The organism is Xanthobacter aminoxidans (assembly GCF_043193615.1).
GTDB lineage: Bacteria > Pseudomonadota > Alphaproteobacteria > Rhizobiales > Xanthobacteraceae > Xanthobacter > Xanthobacter aminoxidans.
Genome location: NZ_JBAFUS010000003.1, coordinates 652,719 through 667,079, shown reverse-complemented (window position 1 = coordinate 667,079; position 14,361 = coordinate 652,719). Strand labels below are relative to the sequence as shown.

General features: G+C 70.6%; 15 protein-coding genes. 4 read left to right on the top strand and 11 right to left on the bottom strand.

The window, feature by feature from the left end; genetic code table 11:
• Positions 1 to 217 precede the first annotated feature (217 nt).
• A complete protein-coding gene (locus V5F74_RS18260; RefSeq protein WP_449361631.1) occupies positions 218 to 1,528 on the top strand; it encodes an NAD(P)/FAD-dependent oxidoreductase in 1,311 nt (436 codons plus the stop codon).
• 39 nt (positions 1,529 to 1,567) lie between these two features.
• On the opposite strand, the gene V5F74_RS18255 is transcribed toward V5F74_RS18260, so the two are convergent.
• The gene (locus V5F74_RS18255; protein WP_029556780.1) at positions 1,568 to 2,284 is read right to left on the bottom strand and encodes an MgtC/SapB family protein; all 717 of its coding nucleotides are present in this window, start codon (positions 2,282 to 2,284) and stop codon (positions 1,568 to 1,570) included.
• 154 nt (positions 2,285 to 2,438) lie between these two features.
• On the opposite strand from V5F74_RS18255, the gene V5F74_RS18250 reads away from it, so the two are divergent.
• Positions 2,439 to 2,603, top strand: a complete 165-nt coding sequence (locus tag V5F74_RS18250) for a hypothetical protein (RefSeq protein WP_155982206.1) — start codon at positions 2,439 to 2,441, stop codon at positions 2,601 to 2,603.
• Positions 2,604 to 2,709: 106 nt separating this feature from the next.
• Complete coding sequence (gene leuC / locus V5F74_RS18245) at positions 2,710 to 4,134, top strand: 3-isopropylmalate dehydratase large subunit (protein ID WP_394009609.1); 1,425 nt, start codon at positions 2,710 to 2,712, stop codon at positions 4,132 to 4,134.
• A 60-nt stretch (positions 4,135 to 4,194) separates the two neighbouring features.
• Here leuC and V5F74_RS18240 read toward each other — a convergent pair whose 3' ends face one another.
• Entirely contained in the window at positions 4,195 to 5,193 is a 999-nt protein-coding gene (locus tag V5F74_RS18240; protein ID WP_394009608.1) for an MBL fold metallo-hydrolase, read from the bottom strand.
• Positions 5,194 to 5,265: 72 nt separating this feature from the next.
• On the opposite strand from V5F74_RS18240, the gene V5F74_RS18235 reads away from it, so the two are divergent.
• A complete protein-coding gene (locus V5F74_RS18235; RefSeq protein WP_394009607.1) occupies positions 5,266 to 6,054 on the top strand; it encodes a helix-turn-helix domain-containing protein in 789 nt (262 codons plus the stop codon).
• 6 nt (positions 6,055 to 6,060) lie between these two features.
• On the opposite strand, the gene nadC is transcribed toward V5F74_RS18235, so the two are convergent.
• The 9 genes from nadC to V5F74_RS18190 form a co-directional block, all read right to left on the bottom strand.
• Positions 6,061 to 6,915 (bottom strand): carboxylating nicotinate-nucleotide diphosphorylase, encoded by an 855-nt coding sequence (gene nadC / locus V5F74_RS18230; protein WP_394009606.1) that lies wholly within the window; start codon positions 6,913 to 6,915, stop codon positions 6,061 to 6,063.
• Positions 6,916 to 7,031: 116 nt separating this feature from the next.
• Positions 7,032 to 8,561: an L-aspartate oxidase gene (locus tag V5F74_RS18225; protein ID WP_394009605.1), complete on the bottom strand. Its 1,530-nt coding sequence runs from the start codon at positions 8,559 to 8,561 to the stop codon at positions 7,032 to 7,034.
• Positions 8,558 to 9,583: a quinolinate synthase NadA gene (gene nadA, locus V5F74_RS18220; protein WP_394009604.1), complete on the bottom strand. Its 1,026-nt coding sequence runs from the start codon at positions 9,581 to 9,583 to the stop codon at positions 8,558 to 8,560. The genes V5F74_RS18225 and nadA overlap by 4 nt, the downstream gene beginning before the upstream one ends.
• Positions 9,584 to 9,641: 58 nt before the next feature.
• Positions 9,642 to 10,571: an NUDIX hydrolase gene (locus V5F74_RS18215; protein ID WP_394009603.1), complete on the bottom strand. Its 930-nt coding sequence runs from the start codon at positions 10,569 to 10,571 to the stop codon at positions 9,642 to 9,644.
• Between the two features lie 146 nt (positions 10,572 to 10,717).
• Positions 10,718 to 11,740: a two-component system response regulator gene (locus tag V5F74_RS18210; RefSeq protein ID WP_024277171.1), complete on the bottom strand. Its 1,023-nt coding sequence runs from the start codon at positions 11,738 to 11,740 to the stop codon at positions 10,718 to 10,720.
• Entirely contained in the window at positions 11,737 to 12,354 is a 618-nt protein-coding gene (locus V5F74_RS18205) for a chemotaxis protein CheB (RefSeq protein ID WP_394009602.1), read from the bottom strand. Before V5F74_RS18205 ends, V5F74_RS18210 begins: the two co-directional genes overlap by 4 nt.
• 92 nt (positions 12,355 to 12,446) lie before the next feature.
• The gene (gene leuD, locus V5F74_RS18200) at positions 12,447 to 13,052 is read right to left on the bottom strand and encodes a 3-isopropylmalate dehydratase small subunit (RefSeq protein WP_029556789.1); all 606 of its coding nucleotides are present in this window, start codon (positions 13,050 to 13,052) and stop codon (positions 12,447 to 12,449) included.
• 179 nt (positions 13,053 to 13,231) lie between these two features.
• Positions 13,232 to 13,789, bottom strand: a complete 558-nt coding sequence (locus V5F74_RS18195) for a cytochrome b (RefSeq protein ID WP_029556790.1) — start codon at positions 13,787 to 13,789, stop codon at positions 13,232 to 13,234.
• A 75-nt stretch (positions 13,790 to 13,864) separates the two neighbouring features.
• A complete protein-coding gene (locus tag V5F74_RS18190) occupies positions 13,865 to 14,296 on the bottom strand; it encodes a metallopeptidase family protein (protein WP_024277175.1) in 432 nt (143 codons plus the stop codon).
• Positions 14,297 to 14,361: the final 65 nt, after the last annotated feature.

Genomic DNA, 14,361 nt, shown 5'->3' with positions numbered 1-14,361 from the left:
AGTGCGCCCAAAGAGCATGCGCCGTGCCGATTCAATGGCAACTAAGCCGGCGCTTCATTCTCCTTGCGGGAGGGAGGTACGCACTGGCGGCGGGTTCCATTCAATCTGAGGGGACCCCGGACCATCCTGAGGCCGGGATGGTTAATTCTTCGTTGCCGTCCTGCGGACGCAAGGTCATTCCCGCGGCCGGGCGATATTGTACAAAGAGGCCATGCAGATGCCTCCCGCCCCCGGCACCGATCCGAAAAGCCATGGCCTGTGGGCGATGACCGCCCCGCCGCCGCCGGAGACCACCCCGCTCGCGGGTGACGCGCGTGGCGACGCGCGGGTCGATGTGGCCGTGGTGGGTGCCGGCTATACCGGCCTTGCCGCCGCGCTCCGTCTGGCCGGGGCGGGCGCGCGGGTGAGGGTGCTGGAGGCCGCCGGCATCGGCTCGGGCGGGGCGGGGCGCAATGTGGGCCTCGTCAATGCCGGGCTCTGGGTGATGCCCGACGACATCGTCGCCACCCTCGGTGCCGAGAAGGGTGAGGGGCTGCTGTCGCTCCTCGGCGGGGCGCCGGCGGAGGTGTTCGCCCTCGTCGCCCGCCACGCCATCCCGTGCGAAGCGACGCCGAACGGGACGCTGCATTGCGCGGTCGGTCGCGCGGGGCGCGCGGAAATCGAGGCCCGCGCCGCCCAGTGGCAGGCGCGCGGCGCGCCAGTGCACCTGCTCGATGCGGACGCCGCCCGCACGATGATCGGCGGCGGCCGATATCGCGGCGCGCTGCTGGATGACCGCGCCGGCACCATCCAGCCCCTCGCTTACGCCCGCGGCCTCGCCCGCGCAGCGATGGGCGCCGGGACGGTGCTCCATACGGCAAGCCCGGTGCGGGCGGTGGAGGAGGGGGCCGGCGGCTGGGTGTTGTGCACCGATGGGGGCCGGCTGGCGGCGGACTGGATCATCGTCGCGACCGACGCCTACAGCTTCGGGCCGTGGGAGCGCCTCGCCCGCGAGCAGGTGCCGCTGCCCTATTTCAACTTCGCTACCCCTCCCATCCCCGAGGCCCTGCGCGGGCGCATCCTGCCCGGCCGGCAGGGCATCTGGGACACCCAGCAGGTGCTCACCTCCCTGCGCTACGACGCGGCCGGGCGGCTGGTGTTCGGCAGCATCGGCGCGCTCGGCGGGCTGGCGGGGGTGCATGATTCCTATGCCCGGCGGGCGCTGGCCCGCCTCTTCCCGGAGCTGCCGCCGGCGCCGTTCGAGGCCGGCTGGTTCGGCACCATCGGCATGACGGACGACGCCCTGCCGCGCTTCCGGCGCCTCGCGCGCAACGTCGTCTCCATCAGCGGCTACAACGGCCGGGGGATCGGGCCGGGCACGGTGTTCGGCCGGCTGCTGGCCGATCTGGTGCTGGGGCGCATCCGGCCGGAGGAGGTGCCGCTGCCGGAACGCGATGTGACGGTCCCGCGCTGGCGGGCGGCGCAGGCCGCATTCTATGCGGCCGGTTCCGCCGCCGCGCATCTGGTGGGGGAGCGGGCGCCGGCCTGACGAGCCGGCGGCCCGGCCTGCCGCAAGGCGAACGTGGCGCTATTCCTCCGTCACGCTTTCCCATGTGGCATGGCGGGCATGGGGCCGCTTCGCCAGACGGTCGGTGATGGCGTCCAGTTCGGCAGGGACCACCGAGGTGGTCACGAGCTTCGCCACCAGCACCACGGCGCCGTCGGTGCCGGGCTCCTCGTCCACGTCGCTGACGAGATATTTCTCGCCCTCCAGCGTGTCGATGAGCACGTCGCGCAGATCGGCGGCGGCGGCGGAATCCACCGTGAGGCGCACCTCGTAGCTGACTTCCGAGCGGCGAGCGTCGAGGGGGGCGCGGTCGATGGCGCGGGCGACGGGGCGCAGCACCGTATTGCCGGCGATGATGATGAAGGTGATGAGCGCCGCCTCCGCCAGGCGGTCGGCCCCGGCGCAGCTGCCCACGGCGGCCGAGCACCAGAGCGTCGCCGCCGTGTTGAGGCCGCGCACGTTCATGCCTTCCTTCATGATGACGCCGGCGCCGAGAAAGCCGACGCCCGTCACCACGTTGGCGGCGACGCGCATGGCATCGCTCGGCCCGCCGAGGCTGGCGGCGAGATCGACGAAGGCGGCCGAGCCCACGGCCACGAGCACGTTGGTGCGAAGCCCGGCGGTGCGCTGGCGATACTGCCGCTCGGCGCCGATCAGCGTGCCGAACAGGAAGGCGGCGGCAAGGCTCACCACGGTATCGAGGAACTGCACCCCGTGGAAATTGGAAACGAACTGCACCCGAAACTCCTTCCCCCTCGACACCGCCGGCGACTGTATACCGCCTCGCCCAGGATGATGGCGAAGCCAAGGGCAGTGTGCGACCGGCCGTCCTGTTTCACAGCTGCGCGCGCCGGATTGTCGCGTCAGCGTGGAACTGCTAAAAACCCGCCCCATGCGACAGACGCGTGACCATCGCCACAGCCTCGACCGGGCGGCCCATTGCGGGGCCGGCCCGTTCGCGCGCACGACGATGGAGTTCGCGGCGGTGCCCGACCATGTGCGCCTGCCCGGCCGCTTCTTCGGCCGCTTCACCACGGCGGCATCCTCGGTGCTTTGACGCCCGCCCTTGACGCGCCCGCACGCGGCGCGACGGACAACCGCCCTCCATCGTTACCGGCCCGGCCGCACCGACGCGCGCCGGCCTCTCCTCAGGACACAATGCGATGAACGCCCCGGTCAACGGCCCCAAGACGCTCTACGACAAGATCTTCGACGACCACGTCGTCTCCCGGCAGGATGACGGCACCTGCCTGCTCTACATCGACCGCCACCTGGTGCACGAAGTGACCAGCCCGCAGGCCTTCGAGGGCCTGCGCATGACCGGCCGCAAGGTGCGCGCCCCGCAGAAGACCCTCGCCGTGGTGGACCACAACGTCCCCACCACCGACCGCACTTTGCCGAACCCGGACCCGGAGAGCGTCGCGCAGATCGCCGCGCTCGCCGAGAACACCAGGGAATTCGGCGTCGAATATTATGACGGCTTCGACAAGCGCCAGGGCGTGGTGCACGTGGTCGGCCCCGAGCAGGGCTTCACTTTGCCCGGCACCACCATCGTCTGCGGCGACAGCCACACCTCCACCCACGGCGCGTTCGGGGCGCTGGCCCACGGCATCGGCACGTCCGAGGTGGAGCATGTGCTCGCCACCCAGACGCTGATCCAGAAGAAGGCGAAGAACATGCGCGTCACCGTCTCCGGGCCGCTGCCCGAAGGCGTCGGCGCCAAGGACGTGGTGCTCGCCATCATCGGCACCATCGGCACCGCCGGCGGCACCGGCTACGTCATCGAATATGCCGGCGAGGGCATCACCTCCCTCTCCATGGAAGGGCGGATGACCGTCTGCAACATGTCCATCGAGGGCGGCGCCCGCGCGGGCATGGTGGCCCCCGACGAGAAGGCGTTCGAGTATCTCAAGGGCCGGCCGAAGTCCCCCAAGGGCGCCGACTGGGATGCCGCGCTGCGCTTCTGGCAGACCCTGCGCTCGGATGAGGGCGCCCATTTCGACGCCGAGATCCATCTCGACGGCGCCAATTTGCCGCCCATCGTCTCCTGGGGCACCAGCCCCGAGGACGTGGTGTCCGTCGAGGGCTTCGTGCCCGATCCGGCGCTCATCGAGGACGAGGGCAAGCGCGCCGCCAAGATCCGTGCGCTGGGCTATATGGGTCTCACGGCCGGCACGAAGATCCAGGACATCACCATCGACCGGGCCTTCATCGGCTCCTGCACCAACGGGCGCATCGAGGACCTGCGGCAGGCGGCGGCCATCGCCCGCGGCCACAAGGTGAACCCGAACGTCTCCGCCATGGTCGTGCCGGGCTCCGGCCTCGTGAAGGAGCAGGCCGAGGCCGAGGGTCTGGACAAGATCTTCATCGAGGCGGGCTTCGAGTGGCGCGAGCCGGGCTGCTCCATGTGCCTCGCCATGAATGCCGACCGCCTCGCCCCCGAGGAGCGCTGCGCCTCCACCTCGAATCGCAATTTCGAGGGCCGCCAGGGCTTCAAGGGCCGCACCCACCTCGTCTCACCCGCCATGGCGGCGGCGGCGGCCATCGCCGGCCACTTCGTGGACGTGCGGAACTGGCCGAAGGCGTGAGCCTCTTTCCTGAACACGGACGGCCGGGCTTCATCGCCCGGCCGTTTTCGTATCCGGGGCTCACTCCGCCAACTGGTAGGTGAGGGGGAGCCAGCGATAGGCGCCGCCCTGCCGCTCCACATAGCCCACCGACGGGAAGGACGTGTGATAGCCCACCACCGGGATGCGGTCGGTGGCGGCCATGTCGTAGATGCGCTTGCGGGTGGTGGCGCCCTGCGTCTTGTCCATGTCGAACAGGGCGTGCCACTCGGGATGCGCCAGCGACGCCACCTCGTGGTGGGCGCAATCGCCCCAGACCAGCAGCCGCTTGCCGCCGCTCTCCACATGGAAGGCCAGATGGCCGGGCGTGTGCCCGAAGGCCTCCACCGCATGGATGCCGGGCACGATCTCGGCGCCCGGCCGCACCCGCGTGACACGATCGGCGAAGGGGGCGAGGTTGCCGGCGAACACCTGCGCGGTTGCGTGTTCGAGGCTGTCGGGCGCCGCTGAAAGGCGCTCGGGCGCGGCCCAGAAGGCGAATTCGGTCTCGCCGATGACATAGCGGGCCTTGGGAAACATCTCCTTGCCCGCCTCCACCAGCCCGCCGATATGGTCCACATGAGCGTGGGACAGCACCACCACGTCCACCTGCTCCGGGGCATAGCCGGCGGCGGCGATCTGCAGGGTGAGCCAGCCCCCGTTCGGCCTCGGGATGAAGCCGTTCGCGCCATTGCCGGCATCGAACAGCAGGAGCTGCGACCCGGTGTTCACCAGCGTCGGGGTGAAGCCGGGCCGGAAGCGCTTTTCCGGCAGCAGGCTGGCCTGCATGAGCGCCGCCGCCTCCGCCGCCGGCCGGTCCTCCCCGACGATCGGCCACGGCCCGTCGATCATGGCGGCGGCGTCGAGCACGGTCGTCACCTCGAACGCGCCCAGACGGAAGCGGAAGGGCGTGACGGGCAGGGCGCCGCGCTGGGGCGCCATGGCGCTCGCGCGGCCCGTGCGCAGGAGCGCCGGTGCGGCGATGGCGGCGGCGAGAAGGGCGCGGCGGCTGGGCGCGCCGCGGGGCGGTGGCGTCTGCATGGCGGTCCCCCTGCGGGCCGCTTTGTGCAGCCCGTGGCGATGTGGTGAAGTGCCGGCGGGAGGAGCCTAGGCATGGGCACGCGGCCCCGCTTGTACGAACGTGCTGCGCCGGGGCAGGGCCTCGGGCCGCTCTGGTTCCTGGACGCGGGCCGGACCTTCTTCGCCGGGCCGCTCGTCTACAATGCCCCGCACCAGCACGGCGCCCCGGTGTTCCTCGCCGGTCTCTACGGGCCGTTCGGGCTCAGGGTCCAAGGCGGCAACTGGCAGGTGTGCCGCACCGCGCTGGTGCCGGCCGGGGTGGTGCATGAGCTGGACGTGGGCGGCGAACCCATCGCTGTCTTCTATCTGGAGCCGAGCGTGGACGGCGCCCATGCGCTGGCGCCTCTGGTGGCCCATGCGCGGGAGGAGCAGGGCGCCCTCTTCGGCGGCGGTGCCGGGCTGCCTTTGCTGCGCGAATTGTGGGAGGCACCGGACGCGGCCGGCTGGGCCGGCGCGGCCCTGAGCGATGTGGTGGATGTCTCCCGCCGGCGTGCCCGTGCCGCGCTCGATCCCCGCATCCAGCGGGTGGCGGCGGCGATGACCGATGCGGAGCGCGTGCCGGAGCTTGCCGCCCTCGCTCGTGAGGTGGGCCTGTCTCCCTCCCGCCTGCAACACCTGTTCACCGCCGAGATGGGCGTGCCGTTCCGCCGCTACCGGGCCTGGGGGCGGATGCGGCGGGCCATCGCCGAGATCGCCGACGGCAGCAGCTTCACCGCCGCCGCTTACGCGGCCGGCTTTGCCGACCAGGCGCATTTCACCCACGACTTCCGCCGCACTTTCGGCGCGGCGCCGTCCCAGAGCCTGCGCGGCGTGCGCCTGTGATCCGCGTCAGCCCACCCAGTCGAGGCCGATGTCGAGGATGGGGGCGCTGTGGGTCAGCCAGCCCACGGAGATGAGGTCTACGCCGGACGCCGCGATGGCAGGCGCCGTCTCGCGGTTCACCCGGCCCGAGGCCTCGGTGAGCATCCGCCCGTTCACCATGCGCACGGCCTCGGCGAGGGTGGCGGGGGTCATGTTGTCGAGCAGCACCGCATCGGCGCCGAGCGTCAGCAGCTCTTCCAGCTGGGCGAGGGTGTCCACCTCCACCTCCACCTTCACCATGTGACCGGCGCGGGCGCGCACGCGCCTCACCGCCTCCGCCACCGAGCCGGCGATGGCGACGTGGTTGTCCTTCACCAGCACCGCATCATCGAGGCCGAAGCGGTGGTTGGCGCCGCCGCCGGCGCGCACGGCGTATTTCTCCAGCGCGCGCAGGCCGGGCGTGGTCTTGCGGGTGCAGACGATCTGCGCCTTGTGGCCCGCCACCGCATCCGCCAGCGAGGCGGTCGCTGTGGCGATGCCGGAGAGGCGGCAGGCGAGGTTGAGGCCGGTGCGCTCGCCGGTGAGCAGCGCGCGCGAGGAGCCTTCCACCTCGGCCAGCACGGTGCCGGGTGTCACGCGCGAACCGTCCGCCACGATGGGGGTGAAGCGCACGTCCGGGTTCAGCAGGCGGAAGGCGAGGCGGGCGCAGTCGAGGCCCGCCACCACGCCGTCCTGACGGGCGGCGAGCACGAGGCGGCTGACGTGTCCGGCCGGCACCACCGCATCGGTGGTGATGTCCCCGGCGCGGCCGAGGTCTTCCAGCAGCGCGGCGCGGACGATGGGCTCCACCATGAGTTCGGGGAGCGGGTCGAGGGCGGCCATGGCGGCTCCGTTCGATGGGATCATTTCCCCGTTTCGCGGAACGGGGAAATGATCCATGTTATTGAGTTGACGCATTTTCTTCACGCGAACCGGTACCCACTTCGCTCGAAAATGCTTTAGGCGAAGGCGAGGTCCGGCACGCGCACGCGCCGGGCGGTGGCGAGCGCCGCGGGGAGGGTGATGCGCGCGCGCCGGGCCACCGGCGCGGTCTGCGGAAAGTCGGTGCGCGCATGGGCGCCGCGGCTTTCGGTGCGGGCGAGGGCCGAGGCCGCCATCATCAGGCCCACGCGGGCCGGGGCGGCGGCCGGTGTCCCGCCTTCGGCGAGGGGTAGCAGGCGTTGCAGCGCCAAGGTCAGCCCCTCCGCATCGCGGGTGACGCCGACCAGCCGCGAGACGATGGCGCGGGCCGGAGCCGCATCCGCCGCAGGGGGCAGCGAGGACGGGGCGGGCGTGATGGCCCGTCCGGCCGCCTGCCCGGCGATGCTGTGCGCCACCTCCCGCCCGCACACCACCGCCTCCAGCAGGGAGTTGGAGGCGAGGCGGTTGGCGCCGTGCAGGCCCGTGGCGGCGCACTCGCCCGCCGCCCAGAGACCGGGGACGGTGCTGCGGCCGTGCGCATCCACGGCGATGCCGCCCATGTGGTAGTGCGCAGCGGGGCGGATGGGCACGAGATCGGTGGCCGGATCGATGCCGGCGGCGCGGCAGCCGGCCGCCACCTGCGGGAAGCGGGTGGCGAAGCGCGCCCCGAGGCTGGCGCGGGCGTCGAGGAACACGTCGCGCCCCGCCACCACTTCGCGCCAGACGGCACGGGCCACCACATCGCGCGGCGCCAGCTCCTTCCCCGGCACGTTCTCCAGAATGCGCCGGCCAGCGCCGTCCACGATGAGCGCGCCTTCCCCGCGCACCGCCTCGCTGATGAGGGGGAGCGGGCGGGCGGGCGTCGCCAGCGCAGTCGGGTGAAACTGCACGAACTCAAGGTCCGCCAGCTCCGCCCCGGCCTCGGCGGCCAGCGCGATTCCCACGCCCCAGGAGGCGACGGGATTGGTGGTGTGTTCGTAGAGCGCGCCGACCCCGCCGGTCGCCAGCACGAGGCTGCGTGTGGCGAGCACCCGCGCGCCTTCGGCTGTGGCCACGAGCAGGCCGCAGACTGCGCCGTCGCGCATCAGGATGCGCCGTGCCTCGCCCTCGACGAGGGTGATGGAGGGGCAGGCGCGCGCAGCTTCCGAGAGCGCGCGCACCAGCTCCCGCCCGGTGCCGTCGCCATCCGCATGGACGATGCGGCGCCGGCTGTGGGCGGCTTCGAGGCCGAGCAGCAGGCCGCCGGCCGCGTCGCGGTCGAAGCGCACGCCGAGGCGTTCAAGTGCGGCGATGGCCTCCGGCCCGGCGGAGAGGATGCGGCGGGCGGCCTCGGCATCGCAAAGGCCGTCGCCGGCCGCCAGCGTGTCTTCGAGGTGGAGGGCGTCATCGTCGTCCAGCCCGACGCTGGCGGCGATGCCGCCCTGCGCCAGCGGGCTGGAGCCGTCCGTGCCGAGCGGCGCGCGGGTGACGAGCACCACCGGCTCGGGGGCGAGAAAGAGGGCCGCGGCGAGCCCGGCGATGCCGGCGCCGACGATGACGGGGCGGCCTTCTAAAGGCGTGTGGGTCATAGCGCCAGCATCCGCTCGACCGAGCCCCGGGCGCGCGCGGCGATCTCGGGGTCGATGGTGACTTCGTGGCGATTGTTCTCCAGCGCGGCGCGGATGTTGCGGAGCGTGATCTTCTTCATGTGCGGGCAGAGATTGCAGGGGCGCACGAAGTCGATGTCGGGATAGTGAACCGCCACATTGTCGGCCATGGAGCATTCGGTGAGCAGCACCACGCGGGGCGGGCGCTTCTCGCTCACATAATCGCTCATGGCGGCGGTGGAGCCGGCGAAATCGGCTTCCGCCACCACTTCCGGCGGGCATTCCGGGTGGACGAGCACGGTGACGCCGGGATTGGCCGCGCGCAGCTCGCGCACGTCGGCGGCGGTGAACAGCTCGTGCACCTCGCACTGGCCGGCCCAGGAGATGATGTCGATGCCGGTTTCGGCGGCGACGTTCTTCGCCAGATACTGGTCCGGCAGCATGATGACCTTGGGCACGCCGAACGACTTCACCACCCGCGCCGCATTGCCCGAGGTGCAGCACACGTCCACCTCGGCCTTCACGGCGGCGGACGTGTTCACATAGGCGATGACCGGCACGCCGGGATGGGCGGCGCGCATGAGGCGCACGTCGGCGGCGGTGATGGAATCGGCCAGCGAGCAGCCGGCGTCCTGATCGGGAATGAGGACGGTCTTGCCCGGGTTCAGCAGCTTCGCCGTCTCGGCCATGAAGTAGACGCCGGCGAGCACGATCACGTCCGCATCCACCCGCATGGCCTCGCGGGCCAGGGCCAGGCTGTCGCCCACGATGTCGGCGACGCAGTGGAAGATTTCCGGCGTCTGGTAGTTGTGCGCGAGGATGACGGCGTTGCGCTCGCGCTTCAGCCGGAGGATCGCCTCCGCATCCTCGGCGAGGAAGGCCCAGTCGGCGGGTGGCACCACCCGGCGGACCTTCTCGTAGAGCGGCGCCGTGCGGGCGAAGGCCGCCGCGAGGGCATCCGGAGTGGGAGAAACGGGGGCGGCGGAAAGGGTGGATGCGACCATTGTCTATACTCAGTTTGAGCATATGTTGGGCATATGCTTATCCTGAGCATAAGTCTTGTCAAGAGCGTGCGAGGGGCAATTTCGTTCCGGCGAAGGCCCGCTCCTCCACCACCGCATGGCGGAAGCGGAAGAGTTTTGCAGGCCGGCCAAGGGTTTCGGTGGTGGCGCCGCCGGCTTCCTCCACCAGTTCCTGTTGCTCCATCAGCCGGCGAAAATTCTGCTTGTGCAGCGTCCGGCCGGCGATGGCCTCCACGCAGCGCTGCAGCTGGAGCAAAGTGAAGGTGGGTGGCATCAGCTCGAACACCACCGGGCGGTATTTGATCTTCGCCCTCAGCCGCGCAATCGCTGTGGCGAGGATGCGCCGGTGGTCGGCGATCATGGCCCGTCCGGCCCCCGCGGCCTCCTTGTGCCCCTCGCGGCGCAGCCGTTCCGCGACGATGCCGGCCTCGAAGAGCAGCTCGTAGCGCTGGAGTGTCAGCTCCTCGTTCCAGGCCGCGCCGTCGAGCCCGAAGCTGAGCGCGGCACGCTGCCGGCGGTGGCTGCGCTCGGCCGCCGAGGGGGCCGCCTCGGCCCAGGCGGCGAGGGCCGGCGCGAGCGTTGTGGCGATGACGGGCGGCGGGCCGTCGCGGTGGTCCTCCCACGGGAAGTATTCATACCAGCCGTGCCACTCGGCGGCGCCCGCCGTGGCCGCCTGCTCGCGGGCGAGGCCGAGATAGGAGATGGAGATGGTGCGTGCGGCGCTCTCCGCCCCGGCACGGTCCTTGTCGGCGAAGGTGTAGAGCTGCTCGAGATAGCCGAGCGGATGGTGGGTGCGCTGCTCCACCCAGTCGCGCAGGCCCTGCTGGAGGGAGCGGTGCGCCAGCTCGAACGGGCCGGAGGGCAGGGCCGAGCCATGCTCCACCGTCATCACCCGCGGCTCGCCGCCGGTCACGGCCGCGAGCACGGCGATGAGGTCGACGACGACGGATCGGCTGGCGGACTTCGGCATGAAGCTCCCGAAAGGCGGTGGCTGGGCGGTGGGCGGGCCGTGGTCTGGTCGCGGGGGAGCCAACCGCCCGCACTGTCCCGGATATCACGGCCGCGCCGGGCTGCGAAGGCGCACCGCGCCCGCACCCCGCACCCCTTCAGGAGGGCTCAGGCCGATTGCACCACCGGCCGGGCGATGGCGAGGCGCACGCCGTCCTTGCCCTGCTGCTTCACCTCGTACATGGCCGTATCCGCGAGGCGGATCAGCTCGGTCTCGTCGGTGGTGTGGCGCGGATAGAGCGCGATGCCGATGCTGGCGCCGACGCTGACCGTGTAGGCCTGGTCGTTGTAGGAGACGATATAGGGCTCGCGCAGCACCTCGCACAGGCGCTGGCCCTGGGCGTGGGCGGCATCGCCCTCGGCGAGATCCACCATGATGACGGCGAATTCGTCGCCCGACAGGCGGACGGCGAAATCCTCCTGCCGCAGGTTGCCGCGCAGCCGGTTGGCGATGGCGCACAGCAGCTTGTCGCCCACCCCGTGGCCGTGCCGGTCGTTGACCTGCTTGAAGCCGTCGATGTCGATGTAGAGCAAAGCGAATTCCCGCCCGTGGCGCTGCGCCTGGGCGCGCGCGCGGGTCAGGTGCTCCACGAACAGGATGCGGTTGCCGAGGCCGGTCAGGGCATCGTGGGTCGCCATGTGGCGGATCTGCTTCTCGACCCGGCGGCGCTCCTCGATCTCGATCTCCAGCTGCCGGTTGCGCTTCTCCAGCTCCTCCAGCGCGCCCTTGAGGCGCAGCTTGGAGATGTGCAGGTCGAGGAAGACCGTGACCTTGGAGAGCAGCACGGCGTCGTTGATGGGCTTGGCGATGTAGTCCACCGCGCCGAAGGTGTAGCCCTTCAGCCGGTTGATGTCGTCGTGATAGGCCGCGGTCACGAACACGATGGGCACGTCGCAGGTGGCAGGGTCGTTGTTGAGGAGGGCGGCCACCTCGAACCCGTCCATATCGGGCATCTGCACATCGAGCAGGATGAGCGCGAAACGGTGGTCGAGGCAGAGCGCCAGCGCCTCGTTGCCGGAATGGGCCTCGTAGATCTCGGCCTTCACGGGGGCGAGCAGGCGGCGCATGCCGACAAGGTTGGCGCGCACGTCGTCGACGACGAGAATCTTGGGCAGATCGGCCATGCTCATTCGGCCATCCTCGGTCGCAAGTGCCCGCTCAAGTCTCCGCGCGGGTTACGGCCGAACGCCGTGAGCGCCTCGGCGAGGACGGCCAGCGGGGCGCAGAGGTCCGCGCCGGCGCGCTGAAGCGCGGCCAGCGGCATGGTATCGACCTCGGCTTCCGACGGCTCCTGCACGAGGGCACGGCCTCCCAGTTCGCGAATGCGCTTCAGTCCCTCCGCCCCGTCGCTGCTGGCGCCGGTGAGGACCACACCAGCCAAAGCGTCACCGTAGGCCTCGGCGGCGCTGGCGAACAGAACGTCAATTGCAGGACGCGAATAGCACACCCGCGGGTCCACGGAGAGTGAAAAACAACGGTCCCGCCCCACTTCCAAGTGGTACCCGCTAGGGGCGACATGAACAAGGCCACCCGCGAGGGGACACCGCTCCTGCGCCAGAATGACGGCCCGCCCCGAAAGGCGGGCGAGGATGGCGGGCAGCAGGTCCGGCCCGTCCGCCCCCACGTGGTTGACCACCGCGATGCCGACGTCCGGCTCCGGATCGAGCGCGGCGAGCAGCCGGCCGAGGGCGGGAGGCCCGCCCGCCGACGCGCCGATGACGATGGCGCGGGCTGCGGGCCGCATGCCCGGGGTGAACGCGCCCGGGGGGAAAGGGTCGGGGGATGGTTCCATCGCCCGCCCGTCCTTCCCGTCAGCGCCGCGGCCGGTTCACGGCGTCACAGCCAGGGCTGCTCGGCGCCCTTGGTGGTCTCGTACTGGTCGATGGCCGGCGCCTTCTGGAGGGTGAGGCCGATGTCGTCCAGCCCCTCGACCAGGCAGCGCTTGCGGAAGGGGTCGATCTCGAACTTGACCACACCGCCGTCGGGGCCGCGGATTTCCTGGGCCGGCAGGTCGATGGTGAGGGTGGCGTTGGCGCCGCGCTCGGCGTCGTCGAACAGCTTGTCCAGGTCGTCCTTGGAGACGACGATGGGCAGAATGCCGTTCTTGAAGCAGTTGTTGTAGAAGATGTCCGCGAACGACGTGGAGATCACGCAGCGGATGCCGAAGTCCAGCAGCGCCCACGGCGCGTGCTCGCGCGAGGAGCCGCAGCCGAAATTGTCGCCGGCGACGAGGATCTTGGAAGAGCGGTAGGCGGGCTGGTTCAGCACGAAGGCGGGGTTCTCGGCGCCGTCGTCGAGATAGCGCATCTCGGAGAACAGGCCCTTGCCGAGGCCGGTGCGCTGGATCGTCTTCAGATACTGCTTGGGGATGATCATGTCGGTGTCGACATTGACCAGCTTCATCGGCGCCGCGACGCCCTCCAGGACCGTGAACTTCTCCATGGGACCTTCTGCCTTATCCGTCTGCCGGGTCTCGGGTACCGGGCCTCGGTGGCTGAAACCCGGCGGCGCAGCCCGTGTCTATGGCGCGCCGGACGCACCCCGCAGGGCGCGCCCGTAACGTTCATCCATAACAGGCACGCCGCGCCTTGCACAGCGCCTTGGCTCCGCCGGCGCGCGCGTCAGGGGGCGAGGCGCTCCGGCAGCATGCGCTTCAGCACGTCGTCCTTCAGCACGACGTGATGGAGCACGGCGGCGGCCGCGTGCAGCAGGGCCAGCACGATCACGGCGTTGGCCATCAGCTCGTGGATCTCTTGCACCTGCTTGCCCAGGTCGCGGTTGACCGCGATGGGCGAGGGGATGGTGAAGAGCGAGAAGAAGGACACCGCATTGCCGCGCAGGAAGGCGAGATAGACGCCGAGCGCGAGCGTGGCGATGAGCGCGAGGTAGAGCAGCCCGTGCACGATGTGCGAGGCGATGGCCACCGGCCGGCTGATCTGCGTCGAGGCCGGCGGGTTGCGGCCGAAGATGCGCACGGGAATGCGCACCGCCACCAGCGCGATGAGCAGGAGGCCGACCGAGATGTGGACCCACCACACCATGCCCCGTGCCGGCGTTCCCCGCGCGAAGAACTGTTCCAGGTAGGTCACGCCGAACGCCGTGAAGACGGCGATGGCGGTGAGCCAGTGCAGGGCGCGCAGGGCCGGCCCGTAACGGGTCATGCGAGGATCGACAGGCATGGAGGTCTCCTTTTTGGAGTCATTCTAGAAAGCGCTGCCGCTGGGTCCAGTGCCAAGGTAGTGTTTTGCCTGCGGTCAATTGGCCCGGTCCTCGATGGCCTCCATGTCGTCGTCGCTGAGGCCGAAATGATGGCCGATCTCGTGCACCAGCACATGGGTGACGACGTCGCCGAGGGTTTCCTCGTTCTCCGCCCAGTAATCGAGGATGGGTCGGCGATAGAGGAACACCATGTTGGGCATCTGCCCGGTCTGGGCCACCGCCCCGCCCTGCGCGCGGCCGATGCCGTGGAACAGGCCGAGCAGGTCGAACGGGGTCTCGGCGCCAAGCTCGTCCAGTACCTCGTCGGTGGGAAAGTCCTCCACCTTGATGACGAGGCCCTGGCACAGGGCGCGGAACGAGTCCGGCAGGGCGGCGAAGGCCTCCTGCGCCAGCTGCTCCAGTTCCTCCAGCCCGGGGGCCTCCACATCGTGCCATCGGCTCTTCGACGGTACGCCGCTCAACGACATGCTTCCCCTCCTGCCGGTTACATCCGCGTTACTTCATTTTGCAGCGCAACATCACGAACCGCTGA